Origin of the sequence: Flagellimonas olearia (assembly GCF_004150225.1) — a bacterium.
Classification (GTDB): domain Bacteria; phylum Bacteroidota; class Bacteroidia; order Flavobacteriales; family Flavobacteriaceae; genus Flagellimonas; species Flagellimonas olearia.
Genome location: NZ_ML142910.1, coordinates 262,633 through 281,213, shown reverse-complemented (window position 1 = coordinate 281,213; position 18,581 = coordinate 262,633). Strand labels below are relative to the sequence as shown.

Sequence of the window (18,581 nt, the reverse complement as noted above, 5' to 3'; positions counted from 1 at the left end):
ATGCAATATTTTTATATGCGATAAGTTCATGTCATAGGCAAGATATTTATGCGATTAAACTACTACTTTCCCCTTCTTTTATTGTTCAGTGTGTGCCTTCGCGGTCAAAATGACCCTTTGGTTGTAAAAGATTCCTTGGCCCAAGCCCATTGGGTGGAAGCACAATACCAGAAAATGTCCTTGGAAGAACGGGTGGGGCAACTGTTCATGGTGAGCATTGCTTCGAACCAAGATAAGGCTTCCACCGACAAAATAACCACATTGGTGAAGGAACAGGCTATTGGCGGGGTTATTTTTCTACCGGGTAGCCCTGTCAAACAGGCGAAATTGACCAATGCCTACCAATCAGAATCCAAAATTCCTCTTTTGATCGGGTTGGACGCTGAATGGGGACTCGCCATGCGATTGGATTCGACCTATGCCTTCCCTTGGAACATGACGCTGGGAGCCATTCAGGATAACAAAACCGTGGAAAAGGTAGGATATCAGATAGGAAAACATGCCAAACGCTTGGGGGTACACATCAATTTTGCGCCAGACCTGGATGTGAACAACAATCCCAAGAACCCTATTATTGGAAACCGTTCTTTTGGGGAAGACCCCATAAATGTGGGTCAGAAGGGTGTGGCCTTTGCAAAGGGTATGGAAGCCGCTGGAGTTCTTTCATGCGGAAAACACTTTCCCGGTCATGGAGATACGGCTACGGATTCCCATAAGGCATTGCCCATCATCGCTTCAAATAGGGAACGATTGGATTCCATTGAACTCTATCCGTTTAACAAGGCCATCAATAATGGTCTGAGTTCGGTGATGATTGCCCATTTGGCCGTTCCAAGCTTGGAAGAAAGGGAAGGGTTTCCGTCCTCACTTTCTAAAAGTATTGTGGTGGACCTACTTCAAAATGAAATGGGTTTCAAAGGATTGGTCTTTACCGATGCTCTTAATATGAAGGCCGTTTCCGAGTTCGCGCCGGACGGAGAGGTGGAACTACAAGCATTTTTGGCTGGAAATGATATGTTGTTGATGCCCGTGGATGTGCTATCGGCCAAGAAAAAGCTTATGGAGGCCTACGAAGCAGGGACCATTACCGAAGAACGTCTTGCTCATTCCGTGAAAAAGATTTTGATGGCCAAGTATAAAGCTGGGTTGTCTGATTATAAGCCCATTGATCTGGAAAATCTTTATGAGGATCTCAATGGTATTGAAAACGATGTCATTTACGAGGAAGCGATAGAAGGAGCCATTACGGTGGCTAAAAATAATTTCTCCCTGATGCCCATCAAGAAATTGGAGAACAAGAAAATAGCCTATGTCCAGTTTGGGGATGATGATGGAGCACCTTTTTTGGATGCATTGAACCAGTATTTCAAGGTTACGGCCATCAAGGCAAAGGATATTGCTGGATACCGGAAAGAGTTGGCCAACTATAATTTGGTGATTATAGGGTTTCACAAAAGCAACGCAAGCCCTTGGAAAGGGTATAAATTTTCCAAGAATGAGATTTTTTGGCTGGAGGAAATATCGCGTATGCGCACCAGTAATACCATTTTGACCCTTTTTGCCAAACCCTATGCCCTTTTGGATGTATTGAATTTTGATGCAATGGATGGCGTGGTGGTAGCGTATCAGAACAGTAAAATTGCCCAAGAAAAAGCGGCAGAGGTCATCTTTGGTGCCATTGGCGCCGATGGTAAACTTCCCGTCTCTGCACATCCAGAATTTCCAGTAAACACAGGAGAGAAACTGGAATCTTTGAAGCGTTTGGGGTATAGCATCCCGGAACGGGTAGGGTTGAGTTCCACAGGACTTGCCGAAGTAGATAGTTTGGTACATTCCGGTCTGGATTCCCTAATGTTTCCCGGAGCCCAGGTTTTGGTGGCCAGAAAAGGTAAAGTGGTCTACAATAAAAGTTTTGGAAAGCCTACTTATGATTCCACGAGACATGTGAATGCCAATTCCATTTATGACTTGGCTTCGTTGACCAAAATATTGTCCACCCTCCCGTTGATCATGAAAATGGAGGAAGAGGGAAAAATTGCCTTGAACAATACTTTTCAGGAATTGGTGCCAGAATATGGAGAGACGGAACTAAAGGACGTAACCGTCCTCAAGGCTTTGTCCCACTACGGGCGTCTTCCGGCTTGGATCGCTTTTTATCTGGACACGCTTACCAAGGAAAGAAAACCTTCCGATGAATTTTATAGAAAATCACCCACTGAAGGGTATTCTTATCAGGTGGCCGACCATTTGTATCTCACGAATGCCTATAAAGACTCCATCTACGATAGAATAGGTAGACAAAGTCTGAAATCCAACCGGTACCGATATAGTGACGTGGGCTACTATGTTTTTAAAAAATATATTGAGGACACCTATGGCAAGCCTATTGATGAGCTTATCAATGAGTTTCTCTATACGCCTTTGGGATTGCAGCATACCGCATTTAATCCCTTGCATAAGTTCCCGAAAGATGAAATAATCCCTTCAGAGGAGGATGACTATTTTCGATACCAGACCATTCAGGGATATGTGCACGATATGGGAGCTGCCATGCAAGGTGGAGTAGGGGGACATGCCGGACTGTTCAGTACGGCCAGTGATGTAGCCAAGATCATGCAGATGTACCTACAGGGCGGATATTACGGAGGGGTTCGTTTTTTGAACGATAGGACCGTAAAGAAATTCAATACCTGTTATTTCTGCAATAAAAATGTACGACGCGGGGTGGGATTTGATAAACCCCAGTTGGAAGAGAGTGGCCCAACTTGTGGCTGTGTATCCCATAAGAGTTTTGGGCATAGTGGCTTTACCGGAACGTATACGTGGGCAGACCCGGACGCGGAGTTGGTCTATGTGTTTTTGTCCAATAGGACGTATCCATCGGCCACCAATACCTTGTTGATCAAGTCTGGTCTTAGGACGAGAATACAACAAGCTATTTATGATTCCATTATAAATTAAGAAGCAAATATTACCGTAGCTTTGTTTTCATGAAAATTGCAATTGTTTGTTATCCCACCTTTGGAGGGAGTGGTGTAGTGGCCACCGAATTGGGAATAGCCTTGGCAGAGAGAGGGCATGAAGTACACTTTATTACCTATAAACAACCGGTTCGATTGGGGCTTTTGGGTAACAACATCCATTTTCATGAGGTCCATGTTCCCGAGTATCCCCTTTTTCATTATCAACCCTATGAGCTGGCATTATCCAGTAAGTTGGTGGATACCATAAAAATGTATGAGATCGAGTTGCTGCATGTACATTATGCCATCCCCCACGCTTATGCGGGCTATATGGCCAAAAAGATGCTTCAGGAGTATGGGATTTTCATTCCCATGATCACCACTTTGCACGGAACCGATATTACTTTGGTGGGAAAACACCCTTTCTATAAGCCTGCAGTTACCTTCAGTATCAATAAATCCGATGTGGTCACCTCGGTTTCCGAGGCCTTGAAAAAGAGCACTTTGGAGTTGTTTGAGATTGAAAGGGATATTGAGGTAATTCCAAACTTTATAGAAAAAAACAAGTATAGCACAGAATATACGGATTGCCAACGCTCTTTGATGGCCAAGGACAATGAGCGTATCATTACCCACATCAGTAACTTTAGAAAGGTAAAACGGATCCCTGACGTCATTAAGGTTTTTCAGCGTATTCAAAAGGAAGTGCCTTCAAAATTGATCATGGTGGGAGAGGGGCCCGAAAAGGAAAATGCAGAGCAGATGTGCGATGATTTAGGTCTAAAGGATAAGGTGTTGTTCTTGGGTAACAGTACCGAGATAGATAGGATTCTCTGTTTTTCAGACCTCTTCCTGCTACCTTCGGAAACGGAAAGTTTTGGTTTGGCGGCCTTAGAGGCCATGATTAACAAGGTTGCGGTCGTTTCCAGTAATACGGGAGGTATTCCAGAAGTGAACATTGATGGAGTTTCAGGTTTCTTGTCCAATGTTGGCGATGTGGATGATATGGCCTCCAAGGCCCTCCAGATATTGAAGGACGACCAGACTTTGGAGAAATTCAAGCAAAATGCCTACAACGTTGCTTCCAAGTTTGATATTGTCAATATATTACCCCTGTATGAAGAAATCTACGAGAAAGCCTATAATTCCAGATTCAAGAATACCGTCTAATATATGAGATATGCTGTGTCTTTACTCATGTTGATCGGTTTGCTTTCCTGTAAGGCGCAATCCCTATATGGTGAAAAGATGGAAGATTTGGTTTTGGTGACACATGATGGATATAGTGGTATCCCAGAGTATGAGACCAAGGTAATACAGGATACCAAATCGTTGAACAAATTCTATGCGCAGATCAACAAGACTAGAAAGCCTGGTCTTCCTGTTCCGATTATTGATTTTTCCACGGAAACAGTTTTGGTAGTCTGCTTGGGAGAGCTTCAAGGAGAAAAAGAGCCACTTTTGTCAAGAATTCAACAAACCGAGGATGAACTATTGGTGGCAATAGAGCTGTCCACACCGGCTAAAAAAGGAGAATCCCAAGCTGTTTCGCACCCTTTTTATTTATATAAAATGCCACACTCCTCAAAGGAAATCTATTTTAAAAAGGTAGGGTGGTAAAGCCAAAACAAATCACTCATTTATTGCGTCTCATCGAAAATTAAAGCACTTGAAAGTGCAAAATTTATCTTTTTGAACAGTTGGTATAGCTTTGTTCTTGATAACCTCAAATCTTACATAATGAATATTTCAAGATTGGCCTGCGTGGCTTTGGCATGTATTTTCACCACATCTACTTTTTCCCAAGAACCAGAATTGGAGCTGACCAAGAAAGATAGTATTGTAAATAGCTATTGGCTTGTTTCTTTGGGAACCAATATGGTGGACGACTCTGGCCATGAATTTAGCAGACTTTTTGATATAGAAGGTGCTTGGAATATGGTTCCATATCCATCCAGGGTCAGTGTGGGTCGCTATTTTAAAAATGGATTGGGTCTGGAAGCCATCGGCAGCTACAACAAGTACAAAGAAGGAAAGATTGTTGATCAAGTGATAAACCCAGAGGATAAGGATTATTTTGGACTTGACTTTAGGGTGAGCTATGATCTTAACAAGATATTAGGGGAGACTGGTTTTTTTGACCCTTATATAGGAATTGGTGCGGGGTATACCGATGCAAACAACCAGGGTAGGGGGACCTATAATGCTGTAGTAGGATTTAGAACATGGTTTTCGGACCATTGGGGTCTAGATTTTAGTTCTACAGGGAAGTGGGCCATGAGTACGGAGAATGCAACCAATCATATACAGCATGCCGTAGGAGTTGCATATAGATTTGAAGTCGAAAAAGAACTTTCCCGTAAGGGCAAGGAAAAATTGGCCTTATTGGAAGAAATGGAAAAAGAGCAGCAAAGGGTACAGGATTCCATAGCGAAAGCTGAAGAGGCCAGACTATTGGCAGAGCGCCTGCAAAGAGAAAAGGAGGCTGCGGAACTTGCTGCAGCTGAAAAGGCCAGAAAAGATGCCGAAGATGCTAGACGCGCCGCTTTACAGAATAAAATCAACCAATTGGGCAATGTATACTTCAAGTTGAATTCATCATACCTTACCAGTAAGGACAAAGAATTGTTGGATGAGCTTGTGGCCATTATGGAAAATGAGCCTACCATAACCATAAAGATTACCGCCCATACGGATTCCCGAGGAACCCATAAATACAATCAATGGTTGTCAGAGAAAAGAGCTGAGCGTACAGTGGACTATGTCATCTCAAAAGGAATTTCTTCTGATAGAATAGAACATGATGCTTTCGGAGAAACCCAGCTGATTAATGATTGTAAGGATGGGGTGTATTGCACCGAGGAGGAGCATTCCAAAAACAGAAGGTCAGAGTTTATGATAGAAAATTATTGATTCAAGTGCATCATCGAATTAAAATTAAGTTTCACCGATAATCTGAATGCTTCGTAAAATAAGGGTTTACCTTAAAGGTTTTTATGAAAAAACGTTCCCACTCACTTTAATTTATTATTAATATGGTCATACTGGGATTAAACTATTTTTTTCATGACTCTTCTGCCTGTGTGGTAGAGGACGGTCAACTCAAATCTGCAATAGAGGAAGAGCGTTTAAACAGGGATAAACACACAAGGGAGTTTCCAAAGCTCGCAGCTAAAAGATGTCTAAAGGAATCTGGATTATCTTTTGAAGATGTTGATTACATAGCAGTTTCTATAAAGCCAAAACATAACTGGTCCAATAAGTTGATATATGTACTTACATATTTTCTTGGATTGCTTAGGTCAGGGAACCTTTTGCGTTTTGTTGGACATCATGTTGGACATACCTATCTGATGCAGAGAAATTTTTGGGCTTGGTACAACGAGAATTGGGGAAAGAGCGATAAAAAGCCGAAAGTATATTTTATTGAACACCATTTGACACATGTTGCGGGTTCTTTCTATATTTCTCCTTATGAAAGTGCAGCACTGTTGGGAATAGATGGTGCGGGAGAATGGGCAACTACTTGGATTGGCCATGGGAAAGGAAATGAAATTAACAAGATAAGTGAAAATTTTTACCCACATTCCTTGGGTTCTTTTTACGAAGCTGTGACCCAGTTCTGTGGTTTTAAACCAAATTATGATGAGGGTAAGACAATGGGACTTGCTCCTATGGGTAATCCAGAAACCTATTTGGAAGAAGTAAATAAGATAATAAAGGTAGATCATAAGGGAAGGTTCAAAATAGATTTGAGCTACTTTAATTTTCAGTATTTGGCGGCCAAGCGATATTCAGAAAAATTTGAAAAGGTGTTCGGTCCTGCTAGAAAACCAGATGAGAAGTTTACACAGAGACATCAGGATGTTGCAGCTGCTTTCCAAAGGGTTTTGGAAGATAAGGTCTTGGAGATATGTGAAATTCTCTACGAAAAAACAAAGGAAGATTATCTGGTTATTGCAGGAGGGGTTTCACTTAATAGTGTAATGAATGGAAGAATAGTAAGGGAAAGTAAATTCAAGGACGTTTACGTTATGCCTGCTGCAGGAGATAACGGAACGGCCCTTGGAGCTGCGTACTATTTGTATAATGGTCTACTGAACAAGGAAAGAAACTTTGTACATGACAACCCTTATTTGGGAACAGAATATTCCAACGAAGAGATTAAGGCTGTTTTAGATGGGGCCAAATTGAAATACAGTTATGTAGAGGATGTTTGCGACCATGCTGCAGAGTTACTGCAAAAAGGCAAGATAATTGGATGGTTTCAGGGCAAAATGGAAGTTGGGCCAAGGGCATTGGGAAGTCGCAGTATTCTTGCCAACCCAGCTTTTCCAGACATGAAAGATAAGATAAATGCAGAAGTAAAGTTCAGGGAAGCCTACAGGCCTTTTGCCCCATCGGCTATTATTGAGGCAAAGGACAAATTTTTCGACCTTGAAGTCGAAGCACCGTTTATGCTCAAAGTATGTAATGTTCTTGAGGAGAAGCAGAGTGTCATCCCTGCGGTTACCCATGTGGACGGAAGTGCAAGGTTACAGACTGTCCGAAAGGAATTACATCCCAGATATTATGAAGTTATCGAAAAACTTGGGTCAAAGACAGGGATTCCTGTAGTTTTGAACACAAGTTTCAATATTCAAGGTGAACCTGTGGTAGAATCCCCAAAAGATGCCATTCGGTGTTTCTGGTCAACTGGATTGGATGCTCTGGTCATTGGTAATTATGTTTTAACAAAGTAATCCTACTGTATGCTTTTTAACTCGTTGGAGTTCTTTATTTTCTTGCCAATAGTATATTTCGCGTATTGGTTTTTGAACAAAAAATCTTTAAAGCTTCAAAATTTATTGGTCCTTGTGGCCAGCTACATTTTTTATGGATGGTGGGACTATAGGTTCTTATCTCTCATTCTATTTTCAACCATTGTGGATTATTTTGTAGGTCTAAAGATGGCAGAGAGCAAGAATGTGAAGTCCAAGCGAATGTATTTATGGATTAGTTTGGCTTCCAACCTTGGCTTGCTCGGCTTTTTTAAGTATTACAATTTCTTTGTTGATTCTTTTGTAAATGCCTTTACATTTTTTGGTTATCAGATAGAGAATGTATGGACGCTTAATATTATTCTTCCGGTTGGGATTTCATTCTATACTTTTCAGACCCTTTCCTATTCATTGGATATTTATAAGGGTAAATTGAACCCAACAAAGGATTTTATATCATTTTCAACCTTTGTTGCATTTTTCCCGCAATTGGTAGCAGGTCCTATTGAGAGAGCAACTCACTTACTGCCACAAATAGAACTTCCGAGAAAGTTTTGTGGGGAACAACAGCGAGAAGGAATCAAGCTGATGTTATGGGGATTGTTCAAGAAGGTGGTAATTGCGGACTCTTTAGCCCCAATTGTGGATGACATTTTCATGAATTCTGCAGGATATCCATCTTCGACTTTAATCTTGGGAGCCATATTTTTTGGTTTTCAGATTTACGGCGATTTTTCCGGATACTCAGATATTGCAATTGGTACCGCCAAGTTATTTGGGGTTGAACTGATGTCCAATTTTAAATTTCCCTATTTCTCTAGGGATATTGGGGAATTCTGGAGAAGATGGCACATTTCACTATCCACATGGTTTAGGGATTATCTATATATACCCTTGGGGGGGTCTCGTACTTCCAAGCCCAAAGCAGTACGAAATATCTTCATCATTTTTTTGGTGAGTGGATTTTGGCACGGGGCCAATTGGACCTTTATTTTTTGGGGACTTTTTCATGCTTTTTTATTTGTCCCATTGTTCTATGCTAAAGCAAATAGGAGGTATTTGGATACTCCTGATGTTTTTGAATCGTTTAAGAGTTTTGCTTTAGCTGGAGGGCGTATAGTAAAAACATTCTTTTTGGTGACCTTGGGTTGGGTATTTTTTAGAAGCAAAGACCTTTCAACAGCTTTCGATTACCTTAATAATATGTTGTTAGGATTCACTTACGAACCATATATGCATCCTAGGGGATATAGAATAGTGGATTATATCATTTTGTTAATCGCATTTATTGTTTTCGAATATGTTATAAGAAGGGATGAGCGAAACCCGTTTCGTTTTCAGAATAGGTACATTAGGTTTTTCATATATGCATCTTTGGTTTTTCTAATGTTGCTGTTTTATGATGATGGTGTTGACCGTTCCTTTATATATTTTCAATTTTAGACATGAAAAGATTATTGCCAAAAATAGTTTTGTACGGAATTTTAATGTTGGTCTTCTTTGAAGTACTGGTACGCGTTTTTCATTTGTATGATGATCGCCCTATCCGATACACTGATGAAAAGGGAATCCTTAAATGGATACCTGGCCAAACTGGTTATTCTGTGCACGGAAACCGTAGACAAAACTTTGCCGAATACCATATAAATAATTCGGGCTTCAATTCCTTTAGGGAGTTTGAACCATCCGCTGATAAACTTGAACTGGCGATAATTGGGGACTCTTTCATAGAAGGGTTTCACCAAGATTATACCAACTCACTAGGGAAAAAAATTGAAAACCAACTACAGGGTGTAGAGGTGTATGAATATGGGCACTCCAGTAACGATTTTGCTGATGCCATGCATTTGATTGAATCCTACAAGCAAGATTTTGGCAAGATTGATAAAATAGTCATATATCTGGACTATGAAGGAGATTTGGATAGAGCAGAATATAAGTATGTTGAAAGAAAACTGACCCTTCCATTTCTAAACTATTCCAAGTTGTATGTGTATGCAAAAATGATTGGGCTTTTTGATCCAGTTAAGAATATGGCAAAGAACCTAATAACACTTAAGTTTTTAAAAAAAGACACTAAAAAAGAAGACCATCTTGAAAGACCAGATACCTTTCCAATAAGAGCTGGCAACTTTGAATCGGTAATAGAGAAGTATGGATTTGACAGAAAAAAGATGATTTTTTTGTTGAACTCAGATCAGACCGATGAACGTTTCGTATCGTATCTTAAAAGCCAGAACTATGACTATATGGATTATGCCAATGTTTTTAAAGAATCAAGGGAACCTACCACATTGATATATGACCAGCACTGGAACAATAATGGTCGGGAATTGTTGGCAAAGCTGATTTCAGAAAGGTTGGCATTGGAAGGTTTTGCGGTAAAGAAATAGACTTCAGCGCGATTACAAAACAAAAAAATAGCCTCTTTGAGGTTATTTTTTTGTGCCGACAAGTTTGAGTTTATGAAACCAGTATAGATCAACAAATTTTGATCATTCTATCACATTTTGAAAAGATTAAACCATGCTGGTAATTATCGAATTGAGTTACATCATGGTTTCCTTTGAGCCACGATATATAAATAGCAGCTGTATTGATACCCGCTTCGTGTGAAAAGGGGTAACCACCCCCAAATCGCGGATTAAGTTCCAAAACATAGGTCTGACCATCTTTAACAAAGACATCGCAGTCCATATTGCCCAAATGTTTGGAATTTTCCCCTAGAGTTTGACCAATTTGGGATAATGTGTTATCAATGAAAGACATGGCTTTATCTGTTTCTCCAGATCGCATCGATAATTTTTTCCGGGCAAAAGTTCCAAAATACTCCCTGTTAAAATCATTGAGCACATCAATGCCGAATTCTTCTCCGGTGATTTTTTCCTGGAAAATAAAAGCATTTTCAATGTCGATGCTACTAGCGATATTAAGGATAGACTTTTTAAGCTTTATGTTCAGTAATTCATGAATCAATTCCAGTTCACGCATACTTTCTGGAAATTCGATTCCTATGGAGGCGCTTCCCCACCTAGGCTTTACTACTAAAGGAAAATTAAGTGTTCCTTGCTCTATAGCTTTGATGGTATCAGAAAGAGTTCGGTAAGTCTTAGGAGATTTAAGCCCTATTTTTTCAATAAATTTTACCGTCTCCCACTTATCAAAAGCAATGTCTATAATTTCCGGATCGGAAACTAAAACCTTGGTTCCTTGAGCTTCCAATTCGGACCTATGGCGCGAAAGTATTGGAAGCTCCAAATCGTTCAGTGAAATGATGGCGTTTATCTCGTATTCCTTGGCTTTGCTCTTTAAGGTATCAATATAGTTCGGGGAATAAATGCTAGGCACTTTAATGGCAATGTCAGCATCTACCATTGCCGGAGCAGACATGTTTTGATCTGCAGCCAGTATATGGCCCTCACCATTCAAGGCTTCCTTGAAATAGTTAATGAGATAATTTCGCCTTCCGGCGCATGTAAACAGTATATTCAATTTCCTTGTATTTTACACTATCCTATATCGGGGGAAAAAATCAGAGTCTACACTCTTTTGAAAATCAGTTTGTATAGACTCGTAGATATCTGGAATTGCGATATACTTCCATATTCTATAATCTATATAATTTTGGGTAAATGATGATTTAAATTTCATTAAAGAACCTTCTCTGCCTCCACTACCTCCACCAAGAACCAAATATTTTATTTGCTCATTCTTCAATATTGCCCTTGCTTCGTCATAAACAATCCTAGATGGTCCATATTTACTAAAATCTTCATTTGTACATATCAATTCAAGATGGCAAATTTCACAGGAATGAGTGGCGAATGCAGCTGCAATTGTTTCCTTGGTCTCATCATCAATCGCAAATAGAATCTTACAATTAAACAGATTTGAATTTACTAATCTATCAAAATATTCGTTACCATAGTAAAATTTTTTATGAGCTCCAAGACGGTCCATGGTTTGATGATATATTTTGATGAAATCATCAATGTCTTTGGGAGTTTTCCTTTCTACGACTGTTGCGGTCTGTCTTAACTTCTTTAAGCTTCTCCGTGTGTTGCGGCTATAAAAGGATTTTTGTGTTTCATCATCCATCTGTTGATCAAAATAGACTAACTCCCCAATGGCCTCTATATTTCCTAGGGCATTGAGCACTTCGTCTTGTCCTTTAATAAAGGGATTAAGTTTGGAGAAAGCGGTAATGATGTTTTCGGAAATCAACAGGTTTTCAAAACTGGATTTAAAACCAGCATTGTCAAAATCCGAATCAACGTTGCACTGTATTGGCCCTAAGTAACCATGAACACTGGTAATGTCTGAGTATTTTCCATATACATTTTTCTTAATGAAGGGAAATGCAATTTTTTTCTCCTGTTCCCAATATACAATAAGTATAGGTATTTCACCTTTTTTGGCAAGGGCCACATGGTAGTCATAGGTATGATAGAAATCATATTTTCCAATTTCCAACAAAACCTTGTTCCAATCCTCTTTTTTGTATATAATGTCTATCATACGCCAAAATAATTAAACATGCCCCCGGTATACCAGAAAAGGATATCACCGTCCACGGGATTTTCTTTCAGTATTTCTTGCATTCCATAAAACGCTTTTCCAGTATATGTAGTATCCAACAGGATGTCGTAATATGAAAGGGAGTACTTTGCAATATTTTCTATAGCATCATTGTACTTTTGGTATCCACCACATAAGAAACTATCATCGACAATGATTTCCCCATTACAAGGAATATCATATGCTTCACATAATCGATGGTAAAATTCTTCAACCTCTTTTTCTGCCTTTATTTTGGATCTTCCAACCGAAATGCCAATCACTTTGGTATTTGCACCGGACTTAGAGATTCCCGCTAAGATTCCCGCCTGTGTGGAACCTGTTCCAGTGGGTAAATAAATCTGTGCGGGTGTAAAACCGTTTTCTACCATTTTCACCACGGCATCGATATAAGCCTTTCCGCCATCCAGCGTGTGCCCCCCACCATACAAGTAGAAGGGTTTGTAGCTATTTTCCTCATATTCCCGCATCGCGGCGTCCATGGTTTCGGATATCTCATCCGGATCACAGAAGTTAAGGCTCGCGTTTGTATCACGAATTATTTTAGCATTTCCCAATTGTCTGTGGAATTCAGATTCATTGCCATGCAGGACCAATGTACATTCCATTCCATATTTTTGGCAATAAACAGCGGTAGCCCTGCAATGATTGGACTGAATACCTCCTGTTGTCACGATAGCATTGTATCCTTGGGTTTTGAGTACTTTATCAAGCGCCATCATCTTCCTTGCCTTGTTTCCTCCACCCAGTGAAGGATAAAGATCATCCCTATAGATGAAAAAATCTTGTACTTTTTGTATGTTCTCGGATATGAAACTCATCTTACATCGAACAGTAATCGTTTATATAAATATTGCGTTATTGTAGGTTGCGAATAGTATCTGCTAGCGGAGGAGGCAACAACCTGGTATTTCTTGTGCTTTTTTGAAAAAATTTTCTTTATGGCAATATCAAAACAGCCTAAAGCTTTGATAGTCTGAAGTATTGGATATGTGCAGAAATTATCCTTTTTAGATTTTTTAATTCTTTTTTGAACTATTATTTTTCCGGTGTCAATTCCGGTGTCCACAAAATGAATTGTTGTGCCAAAATTTGAAGTGTCCCCATGGTGTAAAGACCAATAGCCTCCGTGAATCCCTCTATATTTTTGGGTTATGCCAATATGAAAATTGATAATGGGGCAGCTGATGTTTTTTAGAAAATTTTCATTGATAATCGATGTTCCATGAACAATTATAAGGTCTGGATTGTTTTTATTTACAAAGGATAGAGTGTGTTCTGAGTTAATGTCTTTGGCCCTATAAAGATTGCCATGATGCTTTGGTTTTCTAAGGGTAACTTTTTTAAGAAGCTTTTTTCTTCTGTTTCTGGATTCATATTTTAATATAGGGACGCAGACTTTGGTAAAGCACAGTTGCAGAAAGACCTTGATATACCCATATTTTGAAATCCTCTTTTTTACCTTTCCTATTCTAGATTGTTTTTTTTTATAAGTATCATCAATGACCACAGCAGTAATATTGAACCTCCTGTTGAGATATCCATATACAATGTCGCATTGTAAACCTTGACCAGAAAGTAGTACTATTTTCATTTTTTTGTTGTTCGGTACTCATCAAAAGTTTGCATGGTGTCATCCAAGATCACATTAGAGGCCTTAAAAACTTTCTCAACGGTCTTAAATAATATGGATATATCCGTGGCCATGGATAGATTCTCAACGTATTCAACGTCTTTTTCCAGTTTTTCGTCCCACCCTATGGCATTTCGTCCGGACACTTGCGCCAAACCGGTAATGCCAGGCCTAACCGTATGGCGTAGTCGTTCTCTTTCCGTATAATAGGGGAGATAATGTGTCCTTAAAGGCCTAGGGCCAACTAGACTCATATCTCCTTTGATAACGTTGATCAATTGAGGTATCTCATCCAATGACGATTTGCGCATAAAATTACCCAGTTTGGTCAATCTTTTTTCATCTGGAAGCAAATTCCCATTTGAATCGCGCTCATCTGTCATAGTCTTGAACTTGACTATTTTGAATACCTTTTCATTTTTTCCAGGTCTTTCTTGAAAGAACAGTGGATTTCCCTTGTTAATAAAAAGAACAATTAAATAGAGTAAGGCAAATACAGGGAATAAAAGTGTAAAGCCTATTAACGATAGAATAAAATCAATAAATCGTTTTATGTATTTAGAGTACACGTTGGTTGATTTGGTTTGATGGAACAGATAAGCTTCCATTTAATTTGTATTTAACAATTTCCTTGACTTACAAAAAAAAAGACTTGCTTCGGTTAACGGATTTTTTTTAGCCCAAAGGCGAAATAATAAGTTAAATTGCAACTGACGTCACGTTAACGAAATAGATACTTCTGTTGCACCAACGGTTGGCCAATTTTTTTGGTGCTCTAATATTCTATTTATAGGTGTATATGCAATAAAAAAGGTGCGGTTGAACTACGGTGTCGTGTTATGGTGCATAACAGACTTGATTACTTTTCCTGGGTTTCCAACAACAACGGAATATTCGGGAACATCTCTAATGACTACGGCCCCAGCTCCAATTATGGACCATTTTCCAATAGTGACCCCTTGAATAACCGATGCGCCGATTCCTATGTGTGCCCCTTCCTGAATATTCACAAAACCAGCGACAGCACTATTTGGTGCCACATGGACAAAATCACCAATGGTTACGTCATGACCGATAATGGCACCAGCGTTTACAATACAATGTCTACCAATCGCTGTCATTGCTTTTATGGAACACTGTGGCATGACCACGGTTCCTTCCCCTATGCTAGAATATTTGGAAATAGTACTAGAGGGATGAATAAGTTTGGGATAATTGACCTTGAAAGTTTCAGATAAATCTTTTCTTGTTTGATTGTTTCCAATGGCGATATGGAAGTCTTGGTTCTTCGAAAACTGATGGTCATTGATGTTGCCAACAGGTATTCCCATTATCTTACCATTTTCATTATCGTCGAATAGACCGTCAACATCAAACTCAGAATCAGAGACGACTAAATCTATTATGGCCTTTCCATGACCGCCAGCGCCAAATATGTACATGCAGTAAATTATTTTTTGGTTTTAAGCTATATGATATGAGGTGTATAAAAATACTTCTATGAATATACGTTTTCAATGAGCGTTTAGTTGACAATGAACCTCTTTTTTTTTGAGCTATCTATTATGCGAATCATACCTCCTCCTTTATCAATGACCGATAGTTTAGTAATATTTCATTGTGGACATAATTTCTGGAATAGTTATCAATCATGAATTGCCTTATTTCATTTGAACTCTCCAAGTCATTTTCACACATTATATTGACCATTGCGGATTTTAACTCAGGTATGTTTTTTACTGGTATGACAAGACCATTTTTTTTATCTCGAATGAGTTCATTGCAACCATTGATATTGGTTACCACACTTGGAATGCCCATAGCGCAAGCCTGCATTACTACATTGGGAAACCCTTCTCTATAACTTGGAAAAATCAAAGAATTGGAAATGGAAAAAAAAGGCCTTACATCGGTTTGCCAGCCAACTTCAATTATGAAATCCGATTTTTTGATATAGTCTTCGTTCTCTGGGAGTATGGGGTCCAATTTTTTTTCAGGTGCGCCAACGAGCAATAATTTAATATTTGCATATTGAATTGTAAGATCTTTGAACGCTGAAACGAGTTCATTAATTCCTTTATCGCTCACAATTCTACCTACAAAGATAAAGACATAATCATCGGGCTTTATATTAAATTTTTTCCGTAATGCTTGTTTATCGTCATTGCTGAATAGTTTTGGATCAAAGTAATCAGTATCTATTCCATTAGAGCTACCTTTACCGATAACTTTGAGCTTTCCTTCATTCGTATACTTATTGTTTAATATTATTTCTTTTAGGCCAAATGAGTTCGGGTACACTTCTGTGGAAAAGCGATAAGTCAGCTTTTCTACGAGGTCCAATATTTTTCTTTTGTTCCCTTTTGCCTCCAGAAGGGGTAATCCAGCAACAGTGTGTAATCTATGCGGTACTCTTGCCATGTATGCTGCTATCATTCCCAAGGTTCCGGCCTTTGGTGTGTGTGTATGGACTATTATAGGTTTTTCTTCCATAAATATTCTATATAGCTTCCAGACGGCAATTAAATCTTTCAGGGGTGTGATTTTTCTTGTCATTTCAACAGGAATGACCCTAATGCCTTCTTGTTTACTTACATCAGAAAGGGACCTGGAGTCTCCTGGGGAAGAAATTCCAATTACTTCAAAATAATGGTTCATAAACTTCAACTGCCCTTTTAAGAGTCCTCCCAACGATCCGGGAACAGTAGTGATCCTAATCAATTTTGGTTTAGCCATTATTTAGATATGTAGGTGTTGAAATACCATTTTTGAAAGCAATAGAAAGTCCATACCTTAAAAGTGTTGTCCGCAGTACCTGACAGGTGCTCCCTGACAAGTTTGGTAATGGTGTCTGCATTGAAAATACCTTGTTTCTTAAGCTTGTCAGTTTCAATATATGATTTTAACTCTGCACTAAGCGAAGTTCTAAGCCAATCCCCAACCGGGGCGCCAAAGCCACTTTTTGACTTGTCCAGAAAGCCTTTAGGGAATTCATCTTTGAATGCCTCTTTTAAAAGAAATTTTTTGTTCCAACCATTGAGCAAAAAGTTTTCAGGTAGTGTATTTACATAATTCCATAACTGTTTGTTGAGAAATGGAGCCCTGCATTCAAGTGAGTTCAGCATGCTGGTTCTATCTACTTTGACAAGCATATCCCCTTCAAGGCTTATATGGCGATCAACCAACCGAAAATCAGTTAAACTTTTTGGTGAATTAATTCCTAAGGTGTCTTTGTATATTTTGAACGGGGTGGCAACTTGGTTTTCGGAAAGCAAATATTCATTGATTTCACCGTTGGTATATCCCAAAGAGATAATATCCCAATAAAAACCTCCATTATAGTCAAATGAGTTCAGTAATCGTTTAATTTGATACCTTCTACCTCTGTTGTCATTTGAGGTGTTCAAAAAAGGCATACTGATATTTTTAACAACATTATGGAGTGGTTTAGGAACCCAACTTGTATATCTGCTGTTCAATTTGCCCATGTAGTATTTGTTGTACCCTCCAAAAACTTCATCGCCCCCATCTCCAGTAAGCGCAACGGTTACATGTTCCCTGGTTTTTTTGGAGACCAAATATGTAGGGAGTGCTGATGAATCTGCAAATGGTTCATCAAAATTATTCAAGATTTGATGCAAATCTTCTTTGATATCCTTTTCGTCAATTATAAACTCGTGATGGTTACTATGAATCATCTTGGCAACCAACTGGGATTTATCGGTTTCATCAAAAGACTTTTTCTTAAAGCCAATTGAAAAAGTTTCAATAGGTTCGGATTTGTATTGGGATAGGCATAATGAAACTATGGATGAGTCAACCCCACCGGAAAGGAAGGTGCCGAGAGGAACATCTGAAATAGATCGGGAAACAACACTGTCCCTCACAAGGTCTCTTACATTGTTTTTGGCCTTGTCCAAACTGATTTTGGAGTTGGTTTTGTCAGGATAGGTCTCGGCCTCTATCTCGCTTATTATATAATTGTTTTCTGATAAGTCGTATGTGATATAAGAGTAGGGAGGGAGCTTATGTACACCCTCGTAAATACTATATGGCGCTGGAATATAAGTTAGTCTAAGATAAAGGTTGAGCCCTACTTTGTCTATTTTCAGAGGGGTGGCAGCATCATTGGTTATGGACTTTAATTCCGATGCCCATTTAAAACTTCCATTACTCTGCGTATAGTATAGCGGCTTTTCACCAAAAAAATCACGGGCAATGAATACCTTGTTCAGTCCTTTGTCGTAGATACTAAAGGCGAACATGCCGTCCAACCTTTTAAAAGATGAGACACCGTAATTCTCATACAGTTTTAAAATAACCTCCGTGTCACTGTTGGTCTTGAAGGTTACACCTTTCTTGATGAGTTCCTCCTTTAGTTCAAGGTAATTGTATATTTCCCCATTGAAAACAATTACCAATTGGTTGTCTTCTGAAAAAATAGGCTGCTTTCCGGAATGAAGGTCAATAATGGATAACCTGCGCATACCCATGGCAATCGTGGTGGTTCCATTATTTTCATGGAATATGCCATCGTCATCCGGCCCCCGATGAACAATCAGGTCGTTCATGTGGTTTATCCTAGAAACCGATTCTTTTTCAGATAAGGTTTTTCCGTAACTAATAAATCCGTTAATGCCGCACATT

At 39.2% G+C, this 18,581-nt stretch carries 15 protein-coding genes; 7 read left to right on the top strand and 8 right to left on the bottom strand.

From position 1 onward, the window contains the following. Positions 1-48: 48 nt before the first annotated feature. From DN53_RS11815 to DN53_RS11785, 7 genes are all read left to right on the top strand, one after another. A complete protein-coding gene (locus DN53_RS11815; RefSeq protein WP_129654482.1) occupies positions 49-2,961 on the top strand; it encodes a serine hydrolase domain-containing protein in 2,913 nt (970 codons plus the stop codon). Between the two features lie 29 nt (positions 2,962-2,990). Next, the gene (gene bshA, locus DN53_RS11810) at positions 2,991-4,133 is read left to right on the top strand and encodes an N-acetyl-alpha-D-glucosaminyl L-malate synthase BshA (protein ID WP_129654481.1); all 1,143 of its coding nucleotides are present in this window, start codon (positions 2,991-2,993) and stop codon (positions 4,131-4,133) included. Positions 4,134-4,136: 3 nt separating this feature from the next. Then, on the top strand, positions 4,137-4,583 hold the full coding sequence (locus DN53_RS11805) for a hypothetical protein (protein WP_129654480.1): 447 nt from the start codon (positions 4,137-4,139) through the stop codon (positions 4,581-4,583). A 120-nt stretch (positions 4,584-4,703) separates the two neighbouring features. Continuing rightward, positions 4,704-5,876: an OmpA family protein gene (locus DN53_RS11800; protein ID WP_129654479.1), complete on the top strand. Its 1,173-nt coding sequence runs from the start codon at positions 4,704-4,706 to the stop codon at positions 5,874-5,876. 122 nt (positions 5,877-5,998) lie between these two features. Further along, positions 5,999-7,705, top strand: coding sequence for a carbamoyltransferase family protein (locus tag DN53_RS11795; protein ID WP_129654478.1), 1,707 nt, complete (start codon positions 5,999-6,001; stop codon positions 7,703-7,705). 114 nt (positions 7,706-7,819) lie between these two features. Continuing rightward, entirely contained in the window at positions 7,820-9,166 is a 1,347-nt protein-coding gene (locus DN53_RS11790) for an MBOAT family O-acyltransferase (protein ID WP_313790139.1), read from the top strand. Positions 9,167-9,168: 2 nt separating this feature from the next. Then, complete coding sequence (locus tag DN53_RS11785) at positions 9,169-10,116, top strand: hypothetical protein (RefSeq protein ID WP_129654476.1); 948 nt, start codon at positions 9,169-9,171, stop codon at positions 10,114-10,116. A gap of 88 nt (positions 10,117-10,204) precedes the next feature. Here DN53_RS11785 and DN53_RS11780 read toward each other — a convergent pair whose 3' ends face one another. The 8 genes from DN53_RS11780 to asnB all read right to left on the bottom strand — a co-directional run bounded on the left by DN53_RS11780 (position 10,205) and on the right by asnB (position 18,580). After that, positions 10,205-11,215: an ATP-grasp domain-containing protein gene (locus tag DN53_RS11780; RefSeq protein ID WP_129654475.1), complete on the bottom strand. Its 1,011-nt coding sequence runs from the start codon at positions 11,213-11,215 to the stop codon at positions 10,205-10,207. A gap of 12 nt (positions 11,216-11,227) precedes the next feature. Beyond that, complete coding sequence (locus tag DN53_RS11775) at positions 11,228-12,241, bottom strand: GNAT family N-acetyltransferase (protein WP_129654474.1); 1,014 nt, start codon at positions 12,239-12,241, stop codon at positions 11,228-11,230. After that, on the bottom strand, positions 12,238-13,122 hold the full coding sequence (locus DN53_RS11770) for a 1-aminocyclopropane-1-carboxylate deaminase/D-cysteine desulfhydrase (RefSeq protein WP_129654473.1): 885 nt from the start codon (positions 13,120-13,122) through the stop codon (positions 12,238-12,240). Before DN53_RS11770 ends, DN53_RS11775 begins: the two co-directional genes overlap by 4 nt. Beyond that, the gene (locus tag DN53_RS11765; RefSeq protein ID WP_129654472.1) at positions 13,119-13,895 is read right to left on the bottom strand and encodes a formyl transferase; all 777 of its coding nucleotides are present in this window, start codon (positions 13,893-13,895) and stop codon (positions 13,119-13,121) included. The genes DN53_RS11770 and DN53_RS11765 overlap by 4 nt, the downstream gene beginning before the upstream one ends. Beyond that, the gene (locus tag DN53_RS11760; protein WP_417935928.1) at positions 13,892-14,542 is read right to left on the bottom strand and encodes a sugar transferase; all 651 of its coding nucleotides are present in this window, start codon (positions 14,540-14,542) and stop codon (positions 13,892-13,894) included. The genes DN53_RS11765 and DN53_RS11760 overlap by 4 nt, the downstream gene beginning before the upstream one ends. Positions 14,543-14,758: 216 nt before the next feature. Further along, positions 14,759-15,376: an acetyltransferase gene (locus DN53_RS11755; protein ID WP_129654471.1), complete on the bottom strand. Its 618-nt coding sequence runs from the start codon at positions 15,374-15,376 to the stop codon at positions 14,759-14,761. Between the two features lie 130 nt (positions 15,377-15,506). Continuing rightward, the gene (locus DN53_RS11750) at positions 15,507-16,670 is read right to left on the bottom strand and encodes a glycosyltransferase family 4 protein (RefSeq protein ID WP_129654470.1); all 1,164 of its coding nucleotides are present in this window, start codon (positions 16,668-16,670) and stop codon (positions 15,507-15,509) included. After that, entirely contained in the window at positions 16,670-18,580 is a 1,911-nt protein-coding gene (gene asnB, locus DN53_RS11745; RefSeq protein WP_129654469.1) for an asparagine synthase (glutamine-hydrolyzing), read from the bottom strand. Before asnB ends, DN53_RS11750 begins: the two co-directional genes overlap by 1 nt. Position 18,581: the final 1 nt, after the last annotated feature.